Here is a 16,739-nt window from a genome sequence, read left to right as displayed (position 1 = left end):
GCTACCCGTGCTTTTCATCAATTAGCCTTTTAAGCTTTACGTATTTCTTGTACGTAGCTCCGGCGCTTTTCTTTGCAATATAAAGGCCCATTTTCCCGTCCAAGAAGCCGGCTTTTAAAATATAATTTCGAACAAAACGCATTGTCGCTCTTAATTCTGGTTTGCCGGGATACCACTTTTTACCTTTTTCGAAAAGTGCTTGGGCAGAGATGCTACTAAAGTGCTCTATTTGCTTTTCGTGTTGCTCAAAAGATTGGAATGTATAATGAAGTATATCGCCTTTTAAAAAGCCAAGTTTTTTGCCTGGGTACAAAATGTACTTATCATGGGGATTTCTTCCTCCCCAGTATCCGCTGTCATTTTTAAACAAACGAATTTTCCTGTCTGGGTACCAAGATCCATGGCGTATCCATTTACCGCAGAACTCACTCAATCGATTCATTTCAAAAGCATCGAAAGAATTTAAGTTGGCTTTTTTTATGGATTTTTCTAATTCTGGACTCAAGGCTTCATCGGCATCCAAGGAAAGTACCCAGGTATTTGAACATTTATCCCTAGCAAAATTCTTTTGCTCCTTATAACCTAAAAATTCTTGCTCAATAATTTTCGCCCCCAGAGATTTCGCGATTTCCGTAGTGTTATCGGTTGAGAATGAATCTACTACTACAATTTCGTCGGCAATATTTTTAACCGAGCGAATGCAGCGTTCTATATTGGCCGCTTCATTCTTTGTAATAATAGCAACGGAAATCCCTGTCATTGTTCAAAAGTAGCAAAAGCAATAGTTCGGTTAATCTCCAGAATCTGTTATTTTTATGTTATGGACAAACGATGGACCCCAACTCCCCTACCAGCTGAGGATCAATCTTCCGGATTAAGTCAAAAGCTAAATGTTTCAAAAGTAATTTCAGACCTGTTGTTGCAACGGGGAATAAACGATTTCGAATCTGCTAAATCCTTTTTTCGACCAAACATAGGACAGCTGTACAGCCCTTTTTTAATGAAAGGGATGGATGCTGCGGTTCGGTGTCTAGGTATGGCATTAGAGCAGCAAAAGAAAATAATGGTTTATGGAGATTACGATGTTGATGGCACCTCGGCGGTTGCGTTGGTCTATGGATTTTTAAAGAAGTACCACAACAACATTGAGTTTTATATTCCCGATCGCTACGGAGAAGGATACGGGGTGTCTCACCAAGGGATGTCATATGCTATCGACCAAGGTGTAGATTTGTTGATTACTCTGGATTGTGGTATCAAAGCAGTTGAAACTCTAAAAATTGCTACAGATGCTGGCATAGATGTTATCATTTGTGATCACCATTTTCCCGGAAACGAATTGCCAATCGCTACGGCTATCTTAAATCCAAAACAAAAGGATTGTGCATATCCATTTAAGGAATTATGTGGTTGTGGTGTTGGTTTTAAGTTGTTGCAGGGGCTGGTGGAAAAGTACAATTTAGAGGAAGAGGTTCTCTGGGCTCAATTAGATTTAGTGGCCATAGCAACAGCGGCTGATATAGTCCCAATTGTAGATGAAAATAGAACCCTTACTGCGTTGGGTTTGTCCGTTATAAATAGTGATCCTAGACCTGGAATTCAGGCTTTGTTTGAGGCTGCTGGCAACAAAAAAGAAATTGGAGTAGGGGACCTGGTGTTTACCGTTGCTCCTCGAATTAATGCTGCGGGAAGGATAGAACATGGAAAAGAGGCGGTAAAATTATTGTCTCGCGATGAAATGGACGAGGCAACAAACTTGGCTAAAAATCTACATGTGCTCAATATGGAGCGCAGGCAACTAGATCAAGAAATGGCAGCCGAAGCCTTGGAGCAAATTTTGGCTAGGGGGTTGGGAGAAAAAAATACGACGGTAGTGTACGATCCCAGCTGGCATAAAGGAGTGGTTGGAATAGTTGCCTCTCGGCTTACCGAAACATATTACCGTCCCACTGTTGTGCTTTGTAAATCAGATGATAAAATTACTGGAAGCGTTAGATCCGTTAAAGGTTTTGATGTGCATGATGCCCTTTGTGAATGCAGTGATTACCTAGAGCAATTTGGTGGACATAAATATGCTGCTGGCCTAACTATGAAAGCGGATAGGCTGGATGCCTTTTCCCAGAAATTTGAAGAGGTAGTTAGCCGAAAAATCCCAAAAGAACTACTCATCCCAGAAATTGAATATGACCATGAATTACACTTAAGCCAGATTACGGGCAAGTTTTACAACGTGCTTAAACAAATGGCGCCCTTCGGTCCAGGTAACTTGGCCCCTTTATTTTTATTTAAGGAGGTGTTTGTTCAGGGTAGATCGAGAATATTGGGAGGAAAACATCTAAAATTTAACGTTACCCAAAGTGGCACAGAGTCCATACATTTTCCGTGTATAGCCTTTGGTATGGCTGAAAAACTTCAGTTTATAGAAAATCAAAAGCCATTCCAAATGCTGGCCTCTATTGAAGAGAACCATTGGAATGGCCGAGTTGAATTACAATTGGTTGTAAAGGATATTAAACCAGAATTTTAACCCCCTGACCTTTCATTGCCAAGGTTTCTTCAATTCCGTTCCAAAGTCTAATTCGTGATTGTAGAGCTTCGCGTGCAGCAATTTTAGCTTCTTCCCATTTACGCTCATTTTTACCACAAAGGTCAGCAACCATTTCTAGTGCCATAGGACCATGCTCATCCCCATCAATTTCCACATGTCTTTCCATGTAATAGATTAAGGAATTGAGTCTTCCATCCTTATTCATGTCTTTAAGAATGCTTAGGAACATGTCGGGGATTAAGTCTTCACGCCCAAAAGTAAAGGCTGCAGCTACCTCATGAGCTTTTCCGTTTTGAAGCAAATCGAACGTGCTTTCTAAAAATGGCCCCACTTTTCCCGGAAGAATAGTTTGCCTTAAGTATGAAACAACATCCTTTTTTCCATTAACAGCTCTAAAGAAAGTCTGAGCATCGGCGCTATTTGCTCCGCTTTCCTTCATAGCTTCAATGTACATTTCGTAATGGCTCATTACCCTTCCATCGTGGAAGTAATCAGACTCTTCGGCAGTTACTATTTCATTTATAAAACGCTTTATCTTTCCATTTCCTCGGGTTGGGTTCCATGGAATATCGGTTGATGTTATTTTATTCTGAAGCCACTTAACAAGGCTCATAAAGTCCCAAACGGCAAAGATATGCTGCTCCATAAAGGTGTTCACATTCTCAATGCTGTCTAACTGGTTGTAAAGGGAATGATTGATTAAATCTTGTCGAAGAGGGGCTACTGCGTCTTGAATTTCTTCTGTTCTCATAATTGCCACTTACGGTAAATGTTACGGTTTCGTTTTAAACTTGGTATGGTTTTTTTGTCTTTCTGAGTGTTCGTCAATGCGTTAAGCATCTCTGACCTATACTTCTAACAAGATTTAAGCTGTTTTGTTTTTACAAAAATGACTACTAGTACAAAAGTAGGTTAAAATAGCGGTTAGCATACCAATAATTCAGTTTTTTTATGAACTGATTGAATTTGGGAAAATAAAATTTGGTGTAGTGATTTCCAAGTTGGAATTCTAGGTGGAAAAACTAACGGATTATAACTCTGGATAGTCGAGCTGATAACTGACTTTTAGCGCGATCATATTCTTTTTGATTGCGTAAAAGTTCCATCATTTCGTCTTCCGAACGCGTGGTTTTTAGTGCCTCCTGAATGTCTCGTATTTCCATTTCAACCCTTAGCAATTGATAGGTGTAAAGGGTTTTAGTAATGGCTAAGTTTAAGTTTGCTTCTTCTTTATTGGTGAAAATAAAATGCTTTTTCTCCCAATTAGGACTTAGTTCATAGGCTGGAGTTATGATGTCTGCGTAAAGGGAAGTAATTTCTGAATCTTCAACCCACTTAATGGCCTCAGAGAAATTTTCATTTTCTCGAATAAAGGCTAGTAGTTTTTGGTGTTTTTCGCTTTGAAAAGTTATTTCATCGGCGTCTAAAGTTTCAAGAATAAAGTCTCTAACACCAACTTCAGCTTCAATTATTTCGCCAGCACCATCTTTCTCTCGATAAAGGAATTGTTTATCGCCATATTGCAATAGTAACCGAAGTATTTCTCTTTCCTGAATATCAGCGCTGAGTCCTTTTTTTAGGTTTTGCTTCTCGGTGGGAATTTCGGTTCCTGCAATTCGAGCGGTAATTTCACCTTCTATTTGGTCGCTATCGAAGCCTTGTTTAAGGTTTTCTCTGGCCTTACCGCGGAGGTATTTGTTAACCTCTTTAAGTAAAACGGCTTCATCAATATCGAGCAAGCCGGCACAATTCTTACCGTAAACATTTCTTGCTAAGGGGTCGCTAATTTGGCTTATGGTTTCAGCCATTTCCCGCAAAACAGCTACCTTTTTAATGGGGTCGTTTAACTCCTGACCTTCTGTTAAAATACTAGCCTTAAATGATACAAAGTCTTTGGCGTTATCCTGGATGAAATCTAAAACCTCTTCTCTGGCGTGTTTTTTAGCGAAGGAATCTGGGTCTTCACCGTCAGGAAATAGACAGGCCTTTACAGCCAAATCTTCCTGGAGGAAAAGGTCAATCCCTCTGAAAGATGCTTTTATCCCCGCTGAATCGCCATCGAATAAAATGGTAACATTTTTCGTGTAACGACGGATAAGTTTAACCTGATCTTTGGTTAGTGATGTACCCGAGGAGGCTACTACATTTTTAATTCCAGCTTGGTGTAGGGAAATAACGTCGGTATAACCTTCTACCAAAAAGCAGTTATCCTCTTTGGTTATGGTGTTTTTCGCTTGATACAAGCCGTACAACACTTTGCTCTTGTTGTACAGTTCATTCTCTGGACTGTTGAGGTATTTTGGAATTTTTTTATCCGCTTTTAAGGTGCGGGCACCAAAACCTAATACTTGGCCAGATAAATTATGGATAGGGAAGATAACCCGTCCGCGTAAAAAATCGTAAAGTCCTGATCTACCTTCTTTACTCAATCCAGCAGCCAGCAAATACTTTTGATTGAATTGATTTTTTAGGGCTTCTTGGGTAATCCCATCTTTTTCTGGATTGTACCCCAGATTAAATTCTTTGATTGTGGCATCGGTAAACTCTCTTTCATAGAAGTAAGAGAGTCCAATGTTTTTTCCCTCCTCTGTTTGGTGCAAACAATCCTCAAAATAATCAGCGGCAAAACGGTTTAATGCGGCTATGGATTCTCTTTCAGACCTTGCTTGAATTTGTTCAGGACTTTGTTCCTTTTCCTCAATGAGAATGTTGTACTTGCCGGCCAGCCATTTTAGGGCTTCAGGATAAGTCCACTTTTCGTGCTCCATTAAAAAGGAGACCACATTGCCTCCCTTTCCGGTAGAAAAGCACTTAAATATTTGTTTGGATGGTGAAACGAAAAACGATGGAGTTTTTTCGTCAGTAAATGGGCTTAGTCCTTTAAAATTTGATCCCGATTTCTTTAAGGCAACAAATTCTCCAATCACCTCCTCAATGGAGGCGGAGTCAATTATTTGCTGAATGGTTTCCTTTGGGATCAATCTTGCGTATGAACTTTTTGTGAAATTTGAATTCCGTTTGTATCGTATGAGGTCCAAGTGCCCACAGGGATATCCATATCGTATTCTCCCATTAATTGCACTTTCCCATTTTTATGCCAAATTCTATATAGTCCGTGTTTTTTTCCTTCGATGAAATCTACTTCGGTTTTTTTCTCTCCCGTTTTGTACCAAGAGCTCCAGGTCCCTATCCGTTGTCCATTTTGCTCGAAGCCAATGCTTTCTAATTCCCCAGTTTCGTAGTAGGTTATGATCTCTTTTTTTTCGAGGTTTTTGCTAGTTTGCTCCGTTTGCTTCTGGGTTTCTTCCGATGTGGAGGTTTGGTTACAAGCCAAGCAACCAATGATCAATAGGCTAAAAATGAATTTTCTGCGCATAAATCGATTATTTGGTTCTTTCTATGGTATACTGTACTAGGTCTATCAAGGATGATTTTGCTTCCGATTCTGGAATTACTTTAATGCACTCTAGGGCAGCATCTCGGTAAGCCAGCATTTTCGTTTTTGCATATTCAATTCCACCCTTTTCAATTACAAAATCAATAATTTTTTGAATTCGCTCCCGCTTATTTCGGTGATTTTTTAACTGAAAAATAATTTGTTTTCGCTCTAGCCAACTACAGTTGTTTAGCGCATAAAGTAAAGGCAGGGTTACCTTTTTTTCTTTGATGTCTATACCCAATGGTTTGCCCACCGCATCTGTTCCGTAGTCAAAAAGGTCATCCTTAATTTGGAAGGCCATTCCCACCTGAGTTCCAAAGTTTTTTAAGGCTTCTTTATGCTCTTCATTGTCCGTAGCAGAGGTAGCTCCAGCGTGGCAACAGGTAGAAATTAAACTCGCCGTTTTTTGTTCTATGATGTTTAGGTAGACCTCTTCGTTTAGGTTTATTCCTCTCGATTTTTCTAACTGTAATAATTCTCCTTCCGACATTTTCTTTACCGAAGTGGAAACTATTCTCAGTAATTCAAATTCGTTGTGGTCTATCGCTAAAACTAAAAGTTTGGAGAGTAAATAATCTCCTACCAGTACCGCTATTTTATTTTTCCAAAGGGCGTTTATGGAGAAAAATGAACGGCGCTCCATGGCGTCGTCAATCACGTCATCGTGCACCAAAGTTGCCGTATGGAGTAGTTCTATTAGTGAAGCCGCTCTGAAGGTTCCGTCTGAAATATTTCCAACAGCTTTTGCAGAGAGGAAAACAAACATGGGACGCATTTGCTTCCCCTTGCGCTTAATAATAAAATGGGTGATTTTGTCCAAGAGTGGAACCTTGGATTTCATGGATTTTCTGAAGCGATCTTCAAAGGCTTCTAATTCCTCTATTATGGGAGCTTTAATGTTATCTACCCGACCCATGTTTTAATTTGCCGCTAATATATGGTTTAGGGATTTAGGGCAGCTCTACCGCCTTGTTTTTATTTGCTAATTGCCCACAAGCAGCATCTATGTCTTTACCTCGAGAACGTCTAACATTTACTACTAAATTCCTCGATTCCAAGTAGGCGGAAAATCGATCTACCTTTTCTGGATCAGCTTGTTGGTATATGCCTTCGTCTATAGGATTGTACTCGATAATGTTAATTTTACAAGGGACATGCCTACAGAAATCAGCAAGCTCTTGAGCATCCTCCAACTCATCATTAAAGTCTTTAAAAATGATATATTCAAAGGTTACGCGAGTTCCAGTTTTATCGTGGAAATGACGAAGACTTTCCGCTAGTACTTCTAGGTTATTGGATTCATTAATCGGCATTATTTTATTACGCTTCTCGTCATTAGCCGCGTGAAGAGAAAGGGCAAGGTTAAATCGCACTTCATCGTCACCCAATTGCTTGATGAGTTTCGAAACCCCAGCTGTTGAAATGGTAATTCTTTTGGGAGACATACCTAAGCCGTAGGTTCCAGTAATTTTTTCTACCGATTCAAGGGTGTTTTTGTAATTCAAAAGAGGTTCGCCCATCCCCATGTAAACTATGTTGCTTAGGTTTTTACCATAGTGTTCCTGAGCAAGATTTTTAATGGTAACCACCTGATCGTATATCTCATCAGGGCTTAGGTTTCGAACTCTTTTAAGTTTACCAGTAGCGCAAAAGGCGCAGGTTAAACTGCATCCAACTTGCGAAGAAATACATGCGGTCATGCGGTCGCCTGCAGGGATTAAAACCCCCTCGACTACATTGCCGTCAAATAATTTAAAAGCAGCTTTAAAAGTCCCATCTGAGCTGTGTTGTAAATCTGAAATTTCTAATTTTCTAAAACTGAAATTCTCGTGTAACTTTTCTCTAAGGGCCTTGGAGAGATTGGTCATTTCATCAAATCCAGTGTAGGATTTCGTCCATATCCACTCGTAAAGTTGTTTGGCTCTAAAGGGTTTTTCTCCCCATGAAACCATCTTTTCCTTTAACTCTTCAAAGCTAAGTGCTCTAATATTTGGCTTATTCTCTGTTGTCAAAACTTATCTGGTAATAAGGCTGCTGCAATTTTTAAATCTACTGGGGAAGTAATTTTAATATTTTCAAAATTCCCTTCCACCAAATTTACTTCCATTCCCATTGCTTCTACAACGGATGCATCATCTGTAAAGTTTTCCGAAAATTCTTGTTCTAGCCCTTGGTTAATTAGTTTTCTGGTAAAACATTGTGGCGTTTGAATCTGTACTACCTTACTCCGATCTAACGCTTTACTTTGATCTCCTTCTTTCCAACGCAATGAATTTCCAGAAGGTATAAAGGGGATTGCGTTCCCTAGTTTTTCGGCAGTGGAGTAACAAGTTTCGAGTGTTTTGTTGTTTACTAAAGGCCTTACTGCGTCGTGAATACCAATAATTTCTGCCTTGCAAGCACGTACTCCGTTTTGCACCGAGTGAAAACGCTCTTTCCCACCAAATACCGTGGAAATGGTTATGTCAGGTAGGAATTGATCTTTTATTTCTTGGAATACATCTTGCATTTCTTTGGATATCACAATCACGATATCCAGGTTTTTATTCCAATCGTAAAAAGCCCGAATAGTCCAAGCAATAATGGGAGTGTTTTTGATGGTTAAGTATTGTTTGGGAATGCTACTTCCCATTCGTTTACCAACACCACCTGCAACAATTACGACGCCGTATTTATTCATTGTAAATCCTGTAAAAACAAAAAGGCTACACGAAGGTAGCCTTTTTAATATCTAGGAAAATCGGTTCTTAAAGAATCAACATCGCATCTCCATAAGAGAAGAAACGGTATTTCTCTTTTATAGCCTCTTGGTATGCTTCCATAGTTAGGTCGTACCCTGCAAAAGCAGCAACCATCATAAGTAGGGTGCTTTCTGGCATGTGGAAGTTAGTTACCATAGAATCGGCAATGCTAAACTCGTAAGGAGGGAAGATGAATTTATTGGTCCAGTCGTTTATCGGATTTAATCTTCCATTAGAACTTACTGATGATTCTATAGCTCTCATTACTGTTGTTCCAACCGCACAAACCTTTCTTCTATTTTCAATGGCTTCGTTTACCATATTGCTGGTAGCAGAAGGAATAATTACCTGCTCGCTATCCATTTTATGCTTGGTAAGATCTTCAACCTCTACAGGTCGGAAAGTTCCCAATCCAACATGAAGGGTTACCTCAGCAAAGTTTATTCCCTTGATTTCAAGACGCTTAAGTAGGTTTTTACTAAAGTGCAGACCAGCAGTTGGCGCTGCAACAGCACCTTCGTGCTTAGCGTATACCGTTTGGTAGCGCTCTGCATCTTCTGGTTCTACCTCTCTATCGATGTACTTCGGGATTGGAGTTTCCCCAAGCGCCATGATGGTCTTTTTAAATTCCTCGTGAGGACCATCGTATAAAAACCTCAAAGTTCTTCCCCTAGAGGTAGTGTTGTCGATTACCTCAGCAACAAGAGAATCGTCTTCGCCGAAATAAAGCTTATTTCCAATTCTAATCTTTCTTGCTGGATCCACAAGTACATCCCAAAGCAATGATTCACGGTTTAATTCGCGAAGTAAGAATACTTCGATTTTAGCACCGGTTTTTTCTTTGTTTCCGTACAAACGAGCTGGGAAAACCTTTGTATTATTTAGGATAAAAACATCCTTGTCATCGAAATAATTGATGATATCTTTAAAGGTTTTGTGCTCTATTTTTCCGCTTTTGCGGTCAACAACCATCAGCCTACTATCCTCGCGGTCTATAGTTGGGTGTGTAGCTATTAACTCTTTCGGAAGGTCTAACTTAAACTGTGATAGCTTCATAAATGGTTTCCTTGGAATTCCTTAAAAGGGGTGCGAATTTAATAAAAAAAAAATGCCTAAAGTATTGAGATTTAACCTTGTGTAAGCTTACTCGCAAGATGCGCTTTTAATTCACTTATTTTAACGGCTTCGGATAATTTATAGTTTCCACTTCGGGTTCTGCGTAGCGCAGTTAAAACGGCGTTTGTTCCATAACAAGCACCCAAATCATTAACCAATGATCTTATGTATGTTCCTTTGCTACAGTGGATATGTAAGTTTACATTGGGCCATTTACTGGCGTCTGCATTGAGGTAAAAAATCTCTATTTCGTTGGCCTTAATTTCCACTTTTTCTCCTGCTCTGGCAGATAAATAGGCTCTTTTGCCGTCAATTTTTTTCGCAGAAAATATGGGGGCTTTTTGAAGCTGTTTACCTCTAAATTTTTCTATACAATTTTCGAATTGTTTAGCATTGAAATTTGGGGTTGGGTGGGTTTCTATGGTTCTTTTTTCCAAGTCGAAGCTGGGGCTCCATCTTCCAAAACATCCCGTTGCTTGGTATTCTTTTTCATCTGCAGTTAACAAGCTAATTTGCTTGGTCATCTTCCCTACACAAAGCACCATAAGTCCTGTAGCTAAAGGATCTAGGGTGCCTGCGTGTCCCACCTTTATTTTTTTGATACCCGTAAGTTTTTTCAGTAGCCATCGAGTTTTATTTACCACCTGAAAGGAGGTCCAGCCGTAGGGTTTATCCACTAAAACTACAAAACCCGTTTCGGGAAGAGTTAAGCTCATGAAAAGTAATAAATGATGCAGCCTGTAGCGGCCAAAAGACAGTAAATGGAGAAGTATTTTAGGCTACTAGCTTTCACCAATTTTATCATCGCAGTACAAGCGAAAATACCGGATATAAATGCAGCTAAGAATCCCAATGCTAAGACCGATGTTTCCGTATTAATGGTCGTTGGGGCGTCGATTAAATCCTTTGCCATTTTCCCTAAGATCAATGGGATAACCATTAAAAAGGAAAATTCAGCAGCTTTGGATTTATCCGTCTTGCATAAAATTCCAGTGGCTATGGTTGCGCCCGACCTACTAATACCTGGAAGGATAGCAATGGCTTGTGCAATACCCATCCACAGGGCAGAATTTACTTTTACCGGCTCTTTTTTGGCAGTATAAACATCTGCAAAATACAGAAGGAACGCCGTTACAACTAGCGCAATTCCAACCAATAGTAAGTTGCCAACAAATAGGTTGTCTATGACGTCTTCAAAAAACAAACCAACGGCTGCCGCGGGAATCATGGAAAGAACAATGAGCATAGAAAAGTTCCACTGCTCCTTATTTCTAGAAAATAGTCCAGCAAAAATTTCTGCTATACGTTTACGGTACACTACAACGGTACTTAGTGCGGTTGCCGCATGTAACAATACAGTAAACCACATGCTTTCCTCTGGAAGGGCATCCCTTCCAAAAATAACGGCGGCAATTTCTAAATGCCCACTGCTACTTACTGGTAAATACTCGGTAAGTCCTTGAATTATTCCAAGGATTAATGCTTGCAGCCAAGACATGGGGAATTATTCACCTGTTTTTTTCATGATCGCATATCCTACAAGGCCATATCCAGCTAACAAAATTAGCGGCGCTAAGGTTATACGTCTGAAAGAAAATATTTCTGGATTGAATTGATTTGGATTGTCGGTTCCCCCACCACTCATTAGGATGTAACCCATTACAATTACAACGATTCCCGCAATTAGGAGTTTGTAATTGCTTTTGGTTAAAGGAAATTCTTTCTTAGAATTTGTCATGATCTTAATAAACGTCGTCGTTCTTTAATTTTATGTATCGCCTAACCGCTAAGTGGGTTGATAACCAGGAGATTATAATTCCCATTACAGTAATGCCAGCAAATACAACCCCAAAGGAAATCAAATCTTGTAATTCGAAAAACTCTGGTAACTGCTCTTTAAAACTTATTAGCAGTGCAATAATTATGGCTATGGCAATAAAACTTGCTAAAAGTCCTTGTACAATTCCGCTCCAAACAAATGGTTTTCTAATAAAGCTGGGTGTTGCACCTACCAACTTCATAGTTTTTATTAAAAACCTTTTTGAGAAAATGGCTAGCCTTATGGTGTTGTTAATTAAGGCAATACTAATGAGCAATAAGAGTATAGAAAAACCCAGAAATACTAGAGTGATGGAATTGATATTTGCATTCACGGTTTCCAGTAAGTCTGGACTATAATCAACTTCTGTTACAAAGGCATTTCGCTTTAATTCTTGCTCTATCCATTGTAAGCTATCGGGGCTGGCGTAGTCTGAGTGAAGAAATACCTCAATAGAAGGAGGAAGGGGATTATACCCTAAGTATGAAACGAAATCTTCTCCAATTTCTTCTTCAAGCGACTTTGCCGCTTTAGCTTGCGAAATAAATTCGGAGCGCTTTACAAAGGTTTCGGCCTCTATAACTTTCTTTACCCGCAGTACATCTTTTTCATCTGTATTTTCCTTTAAAAATACCTGGACCTGGATATTTTCCTTAACATGCTGGGAAAGTTTTTTGGCATTTACCAAAATAAAACCCAAACATCCTAACATAAAAAGAACCAAAGAAATTCCTATTACCGTAGATATGTAGGAACTTCGCGCACTTATTCTGGATATTTTTTCGGGACTTGCTGCCATAATTCGTTCAACGGCAGCTAAATTAGAAATATTATTAAGTGGATTCGGCTGGATTATACATACATATTCCTTTTTGCAGGAAGGCTTGCTCTTATTGCGATTTTCATTTTACCGTGAATCAAAAGAATAGGGCTCAAATTTGCGACGCCCTGGTTTCTGAAATGGTTCTTTGGAAGGAAGATTGGTGCAATTACCATTTTCAAACCCTCTATTTTGGCGGGGGAACTCCATCGATTCTTAACTCCGATGAGTTAAGTGCGGTGGTAAATGGAGCTAAAAGCAATTTTTCTTGGGGTGATGAAGTTGAGTTTACCCTTGAAATCAATCCTGAGGATGTTACCCTAGAGAAGTTGCACTCTTGGAAGGAGCTTGGAGTGAATCGTTTAAGTATTGGCCTTCAGGCATTCCAAGATGAAATTCTAACTTGGATGAACCGTGCGCACTCAGCCGAGGAAGGATTAAGAGCCGTTCGTTTGGCTCAGGAAGTTGGGTTTGATAATATTTCAGTAGACCTTATTTATGGAATTCCTGGTCTAACACATAGCCAATGGGAAGAGAATTTAACAAAGGTGTTGGAATTAAATATTCAGCACGTTTCGTGCTATTGCCTTACGGTAGAAGAGAAAACCAAACTGGAACAAATGGTTAAAAATGGCGAGCTCACCATGCCTGAAGATGAGGTGAGTACAACCCAGTTTGATATGCTTTCCTCTTTTTTTGAGGGGAATGGTTTCAATCACTATGAAATATCTAACCTGGGAAAGCCAGGCAAAGAATCTAAGCACAATAGTAATTACTGGAATGGCGTTCCTTATCTGGGAATTGGGCCCTCAGCACATTCATACCGGAAAGGAAAAAGGTGGTGGAACCCTGCCTCCAATGCACTTTATCAGAAAGAAATTTCAAAGGGAAATCTTCCAAATGAGATTGAAATTTTGAGTGAAACGGATGCGTTTAACGAAAAAATAATGACGGGGTTGCGCCGGAAGGATGGAGTTTCGGTTCACCTATGGTTGGAAAGTGGAGAATCTCCGAAAAATATTCTGCAAAACTCTGTTATAAACGAATTATATAGGGAAGGAATGATATCTTTGAGCCGCGATAGGCTGTCTCTCACCCAAAAAGGCCGTCATTTAGCTGACGGAATTGCAGCCAAGTTATTTAGATAGTGTGATAGAAGTAAGTGTAAAAACCGATAAAGAGGCTTTCAAAGTAGATTTAGATCAAGGAATTGATTTATCGATAGCTATAAAAAAGGAAGGTGTTAAAGCCTGGTATGTTGATCCACCAAAAATTGAACCGGTAAGGGGAGATGGGTTTGTTGGAGCGGTAGATCAAGGTGGATCGGTTAACTTTTTCGACATAGGATTTAACCCCCATGGACACGGGACGCATACAGAATGTATAGGTCATATTACCCCCCAGCACGAGACGCTTGATAAGCTTAAACATTATCACTGCACCGCGGTGGTATTAAGTATTAAACCCCAGGTATTAGAGGGAGGGGAAATAGAAGTAAGCGAAAAGGGCGATTTATGGATTTCGGAACGACAAATTCAGGAGGCTTTAGGCGGTGCAAAACCAAAGGCTGTGATAGTGCGTACCCTTCCCAATACGGCTGAAAAGAAAAAATTGAATTACTCCAATACCAACCCGTGTTACTTCGATCCCAAAGCGTTGAAATGGCTTGCAGATATAGGGGTGGACCACTTGTTGGTGGATTTACCTTCCGTGGATAGAGAACACGATAATGGTTTATTGTTGGCGCACAGAGCCTTTTGGAGCCAGATAAAAAATGAAAACGGTAGTTACCGAACCATAACAGAACTAATTTTTGTGCCCGATGAGGCAAAAGATGGCTGGTATTGGCTCAATTTAATGTTGAGCGCATTCGAAAATGACGCAGTACCCTCCAGACCGATTATTTACCCATTAAAAAGAATCCAATAGAAATGGACAAAAACCACAACTTAGATAGTACAGATTTCAAAATTCTGAAGGTACTACAGGAAAACGGAAAAATCTCCAACCTTAACCTTTCTAAAACCATTGGTCTTTCCCCAGCGCCAACCTTGGAGCGGGTAAAAAAATTAGAGCAAAACGGCATTATAGAAAGTTACCATGCAAAATTGAATAAGGGTGAACTAGGATTACACCTTCAGGCACTTATCCAGGTTACCTTGGTTCGTCAGGTGCAAGATGCGGCAGCTAAATTTTTGGCTAAGGCAGAGCAGGTTGCCGAGGTCGTTGAAATTTATCAGGTTACTGGAGCTTTCGATTACCAGTTAACAGTTCATGCAAAAAGCATCTCTGATTTTGAAAGGTTAATTAGGGAACAACTAGCCGAAATAGAGGAAATTGGAAGTATGCAAACAATGGTAGTTCTTAATAAAATCAAGGACTCTAAGTTGTTGCCTCTAGATTACCCAGAATGAACCTAGAAGAGTTTAGGGAATATTGCCTAGCCAAACTCGGTACATCGGAGCACACCCCGTTTGATGCGGATACTTTGGTTTTTAAAGTGGGCGATAAAATGTTTGCATTAACGGGTATGGCGAATTATGAATTTGTAAACCTGAAGTGCAATCCGGAGCGTGCCGTAGAATTAAGGGAAACGTATAGTGCTATTAAGCCAGGTTACCATATGAGCAAGGTGCATTGGAACTCGGTTTACCCCGAAGAATTGGCCAATACCAAATTGTTAAAAGAGCTCATTGACCACAGTTACGAATTGGTTTTTAATTCCCTAACCAAGAAATTGCAGTCCCAAATTTTAGCAAGCGAATCATGAAGCCCAACTTTAAGGAAGTTGCAGAACTTTTTGCCGGATATTTCTTTAGGGGAATATTACTAACCGTGCCTTTGGCCCTAACGGTTTATATCCTGGTTTCTGCTTTCGAATACATTGATGGAATCTTTGGATTCGAGGAAAAAGGCCTTGGGATTTTAACATTTGTGGTGGCTTTAACCGCTTTGGGTTTTTTAGGGTCTACGTTCATAGCTCAGCCCATAACCAAGTATTTCTCAAGTCTTTTAGATCGCATTCCTCTTATTAAAACCATTTATTCCTCTATTAAGGATCTTTTATCGGCTTTCGTTGGGCAAAAAAAGGGCTTTAACAAGCCTGTTTTGGTAAGAGTTACCGAGGCCTATGAAGTAGAGCGGATTGGGTTTGTTACCGATGAAACACTTGAGAGCTTGGATGCCGGTGAAGGTAAAATTGCCGTTTATCTACCCCATTCTTATGCATTCTCGGGCAATATTTTCATTGTTCCCAAGAAAAATGTTACTCCAATCCAAGCAAAATCTGCGGATGTGATGAAGTATATTGTCTCTGGGGGAATTTCCAGTTTCGATACCCTAGAAAATGACGAACAGCAGAGCGATGCCGAAAAAAACTAATGCCTATTTATTGCTGCACCTAACGGTTTTTCTTTTCGGATTTACTGGGGTATTGGGCAAATTGATTTCTGTTGGATCTTCTGACATCGTTTGGTACAGAATGGGGATAGCTGCAATAGCTTTGGGATTGTATTTGGTTTCCTTCCCAAAACCCAAAATTCCTAGCGAATCTTTTCCCAAGGTATTAGCAACAGGAGCGGTTATCGCTATACATTGGATATTTTTCTTCGAGGCGGTTAAACAATCCTCTGTTTCGGTAGCGTTAGTAGGGGTTACCAGCAGTACGTTGTTTACCGCATTATTATCACCCCTGTTTACCAAAAGAAAAATACTAGCATACGAAGTTCTTCTGGGTATTATGGTATTGGTTGGAATTGGAGTGATATTTCAAATATCCACCAGTTTTAGGGTGGGAATAATTTTAAGTGTTATTGCTGCAGCTCTAGCTTCGGTATTTACATTGATAAACGAGCAGTTTATTCGATCTCTAGCTCCATCAAGAGTTTCCTTCTGGGAAATGGCGGCAGGATGGGCAGCCGTTACCCTTTATTTTATTTTCTCTGGAAAATTCGACGCCCAATTTTTTTCAATTTCTACCGAAGATTTATTGTGGCTCTTAGTTCTTGGAGTCGCTTGTACCGCCTTCGCTTTTGTGGCATCCATTCGCGTGATGGAACATTTGCCAGCTTTTACGGTATCCATAAGCATAAATCTCGAACCTATTTATGCCATTTTACTGGCATTTGTAATTTTTGAAGAATACGAACTCTGGAATTTTTCTTTTGTAATTGGGGCAACAATTATAATAGCCTCCATACTTTTGAACTCCATTATTAAAAAGCGCCTTAAGCAAAAAGCAAAGCTTAATACTTAGC

At 39.8% G+C, this 16,739-nt stretch carries 19 protein-coding genes; 7 read left to right on the top strand and 12 right to left on the bottom strand.

Features of this window, described 5'->3' with window-relative positions:
* Window position 1: 1 nt before the first annotated feature.
* Window positions 2-760 carry a glycosyltransferase family 2 protein gene (locus FRX97_RS00405; protein ID WP_147012238.1) on the bottom strand — a complete coding sequence of 253 codons (759 nt, stop codon included), beginning with the start codon at window positions 758-760 and terminating at the stop codon, window positions 2-4.
* A 60-nt stretch (window positions 761-820) separates the two neighbouring features.
* On the opposite strand from FRX97_RS00405, the gene recJ reads away from it, so the two are divergent.
* Window positions 821-2,527: a single-stranded-DNA-specific exonuclease RecJ gene (gene recJ, locus FRX97_RS00400; protein ID WP_147012236.1), complete on the top strand. Its 1,707-nt coding sequence runs from the start codon at window positions 821-823 to the stop codon at window positions 2,525-2,527.
* On the opposite strand, the gene FRX97_RS00395 is transcribed toward recJ, so the two are convergent.
* The 11 genes from FRX97_RS00395 to FRX97_RS00345 form a co-directional block, all read right to left on the bottom strand.
* Complete coding sequence (locus tag FRX97_RS00395; protein ID WP_147012234.1) at window positions 2,511-3,299, bottom strand: DUF3050 domain-containing protein; 789 nt, start codon at window positions 3,297-3,299, stop codon at window positions 2,511-2,513. The genes recJ and FRX97_RS00395 overlap by 17 nt on opposite strands.
* A gap of 271 nt (window positions 3,300-3,570) precedes the next feature.
* Window positions 3,571-5,529: a DNA primase gene (gene dnaG, locus FRX97_RS00390; protein WP_170226956.1), complete on the bottom strand. Its 1,959-nt coding sequence runs from the start codon at window positions 5,527-5,529 to the stop codon at window positions 3,571-3,573.
* Window positions 5,526-5,924, bottom strand: a complete 399-nt coding sequence (locus FRX97_RS00385) for a toxin-antitoxin system YwqK family antitoxin (RefSeq protein ID WP_147012230.1) — start codon at window positions 5,922-5,924, stop codon at window positions 5,526-5,528. The genes dnaG and FRX97_RS00385 overlap by 4 nt, the downstream gene beginning before the upstream one ends.
* A 7-nt stretch (window positions 5,925-5,931) precedes the next feature.
* Window positions 5,932-6,903 (bottom strand): polyprenyl synthetase family protein, encoded by a 972-nt coding sequence (locus FRX97_RS00380; protein WP_147012228.1) that lies wholly within the window; start codon window positions 6,901-6,903, stop codon window positions 5,932-5,934.
* A gap of 34 nt (window positions 6,904-6,937) precedes the next feature.
* The gene (gene rlmN, locus FRX97_RS00375) at window positions 6,938-7,999 is read right to left on the bottom strand and encodes a 23S rRNA (adenine(2503)-C(2))-methyltransferase RlmN (RefSeq protein ID WP_147012226.1); all 1,062 of its coding nucleotides are present in this window, start codon (window positions 7,997-7,999) and stop codon (window positions 6,938-6,940) included.
* Window positions 7,996-8,667, bottom strand: coding sequence for a 2-C-methyl-D-erythritol 4-phosphate cytidylyltransferase (gene ispD, locus FRX97_RS00370; RefSeq protein WP_147012224.1), 672 nt, complete (start codon window positions 8,665-8,667; stop codon window positions 7,996-7,998). The genes rlmN and ispD overlap by 4 nt, the downstream gene beginning before the upstream one ends.
* A gap of 67 nt (window positions 8,668-8,734) precedes the next feature.
* Window positions 8,735-9,784: a tRNA preQ1(34) S-adenosylmethionine ribosyltransferase-isomerase QueA gene (gene queA, locus FRX97_RS00365; RefSeq protein WP_147012222.1), complete on the bottom strand. Its 1,050-nt coding sequence runs from the start codon at window positions 9,782-9,784 to the stop codon at window positions 8,735-8,737.
* Window positions 9,785-9,855: 71 nt separating this feature from the next.
* On the bottom strand, window positions 9,856-10,560 hold the full coding sequence (gene truB / locus FRX97_RS00360; protein WP_147012220.1) for a tRNA pseudouridine(55) synthase TruB: 705 nt from the start codon (window positions 10,558-10,560) through the stop codon (window positions 9,856-9,858).
* The gene (locus FRX97_RS00355) at window positions 10,557-11,342 is read right to left on the bottom strand and encodes an undecaprenyl-diphosphate phosphatase (RefSeq protein WP_147012218.1); all 786 of its coding nucleotides are present in this window, start codon (window positions 11,340-11,342) and stop codon (window positions 10,557-10,559) included. Before FRX97_RS00355 ends, truB begins: the two co-directional genes overlap by 4 nt.
* A gap of 6 nt (window positions 11,343-11,348) precedes the next feature.
* The gene (locus tag FRX97_RS00350; protein WP_147012216.1) at window positions 11,349-11,582 is read right to left on the bottom strand and encodes a DUF3098 domain-containing protein; all 234 of its coding nucleotides are present in this window, start codon (window positions 11,580-11,582) and stop codon (window positions 11,349-11,351) included.
* A gap of 4 nt (window positions 11,583-11,586) precedes the next feature.
* Complete coding sequence (locus tag FRX97_RS00345) at window positions 11,587-12,462, bottom strand: cell division protein FtsX (protein ID WP_147012214.1); 876 nt, start codon at window positions 12,460-12,462, stop codon at window positions 11,587-11,589.
* 38 nt (window positions 12,463-12,500) lie between these two features.
* On the opposite strand from FRX97_RS00345, the gene hemW reads away from it, so the two are divergent.
* From hemW to FRX97_RS00315, 6 genes are read left to right on the top strand one after another with little or no spacing between them, the layout of a single operon-like run.
* Window positions 12,501-13,631 (top strand): radical SAM family heme chaperone HemW, encoded by a 1,131-nt coding sequence (gene hemW / locus FRX97_RS00340; protein WP_147012212.1) that lies wholly within the window; start codon window positions 12,501-12,503, stop codon window positions 13,629-13,631.
* A 1-nt stretch (window position 13,632) separates the two neighbouring features.
* Window positions 13,633-14,412, top strand: a complete 780-nt coding sequence (locus FRX97_RS00335) for a cyclase family protein (protein WP_317129528.1) — start codon at window positions 13,633-13,635, stop codon at window positions 14,410-14,412.
* 2 nt (window positions 14,413-14,414) lie between these two features.
* Complete coding sequence (locus FRX97_RS00330) at window positions 14,415-14,897, top strand: Lrp/AsnC family transcriptional regulator (RefSeq protein ID WP_147012210.1); 483 nt, start codon at window positions 14,415-14,417, stop codon at window positions 14,895-14,897.
* Window positions 14,894-15,253 carry an MmcQ/YjbR family DNA-binding protein gene (locus FRX97_RS00325; RefSeq protein WP_147012208.1) on the top strand — a complete coding sequence of 120 codons (360 nt, stop codon included), beginning with the start codon at window positions 14,894-14,896 and terminating at the stop codon, window positions 15,251-15,253. Before FRX97_RS00330 ends, FRX97_RS00325 begins: the two co-directional genes overlap by 4 nt.
* A complete protein-coding gene (locus tag FRX97_RS00320; RefSeq protein WP_147012206.1) occupies window positions 15,250-15,864 on the top strand; it encodes a DUF502 domain-containing protein in 615 nt (204 codons plus the stop codon). Before FRX97_RS00325 ends, FRX97_RS00320 begins: the two co-directional genes overlap by 4 nt.
* A complete protein-coding gene (locus tag FRX97_RS00315) occupies window positions 15,830-16,738 on the top strand; it encodes a DMT family transporter (protein WP_147012204.1) in 909 nt (302 codons plus the stop codon). Before FRX97_RS00320 ends, FRX97_RS00315 begins: the two co-directional genes overlap by 35 nt.
* Window position 16,739: the final 1 nt, after the last annotated feature.

This window comes from Luteibaculum oceani (assembly GCF_007995015.1).
GTDB lineage: Bacteria > Bacteroidota > Bacteroidia > Flavobacteriales_D > Luteibaculaceae > Luteibaculum > Luteibaculum oceani.
The sequence above is the reverse complement of the archived record's forward strand: the minus strand, read 5'-3'. Positions and strand labels throughout refer to the sequence as shown.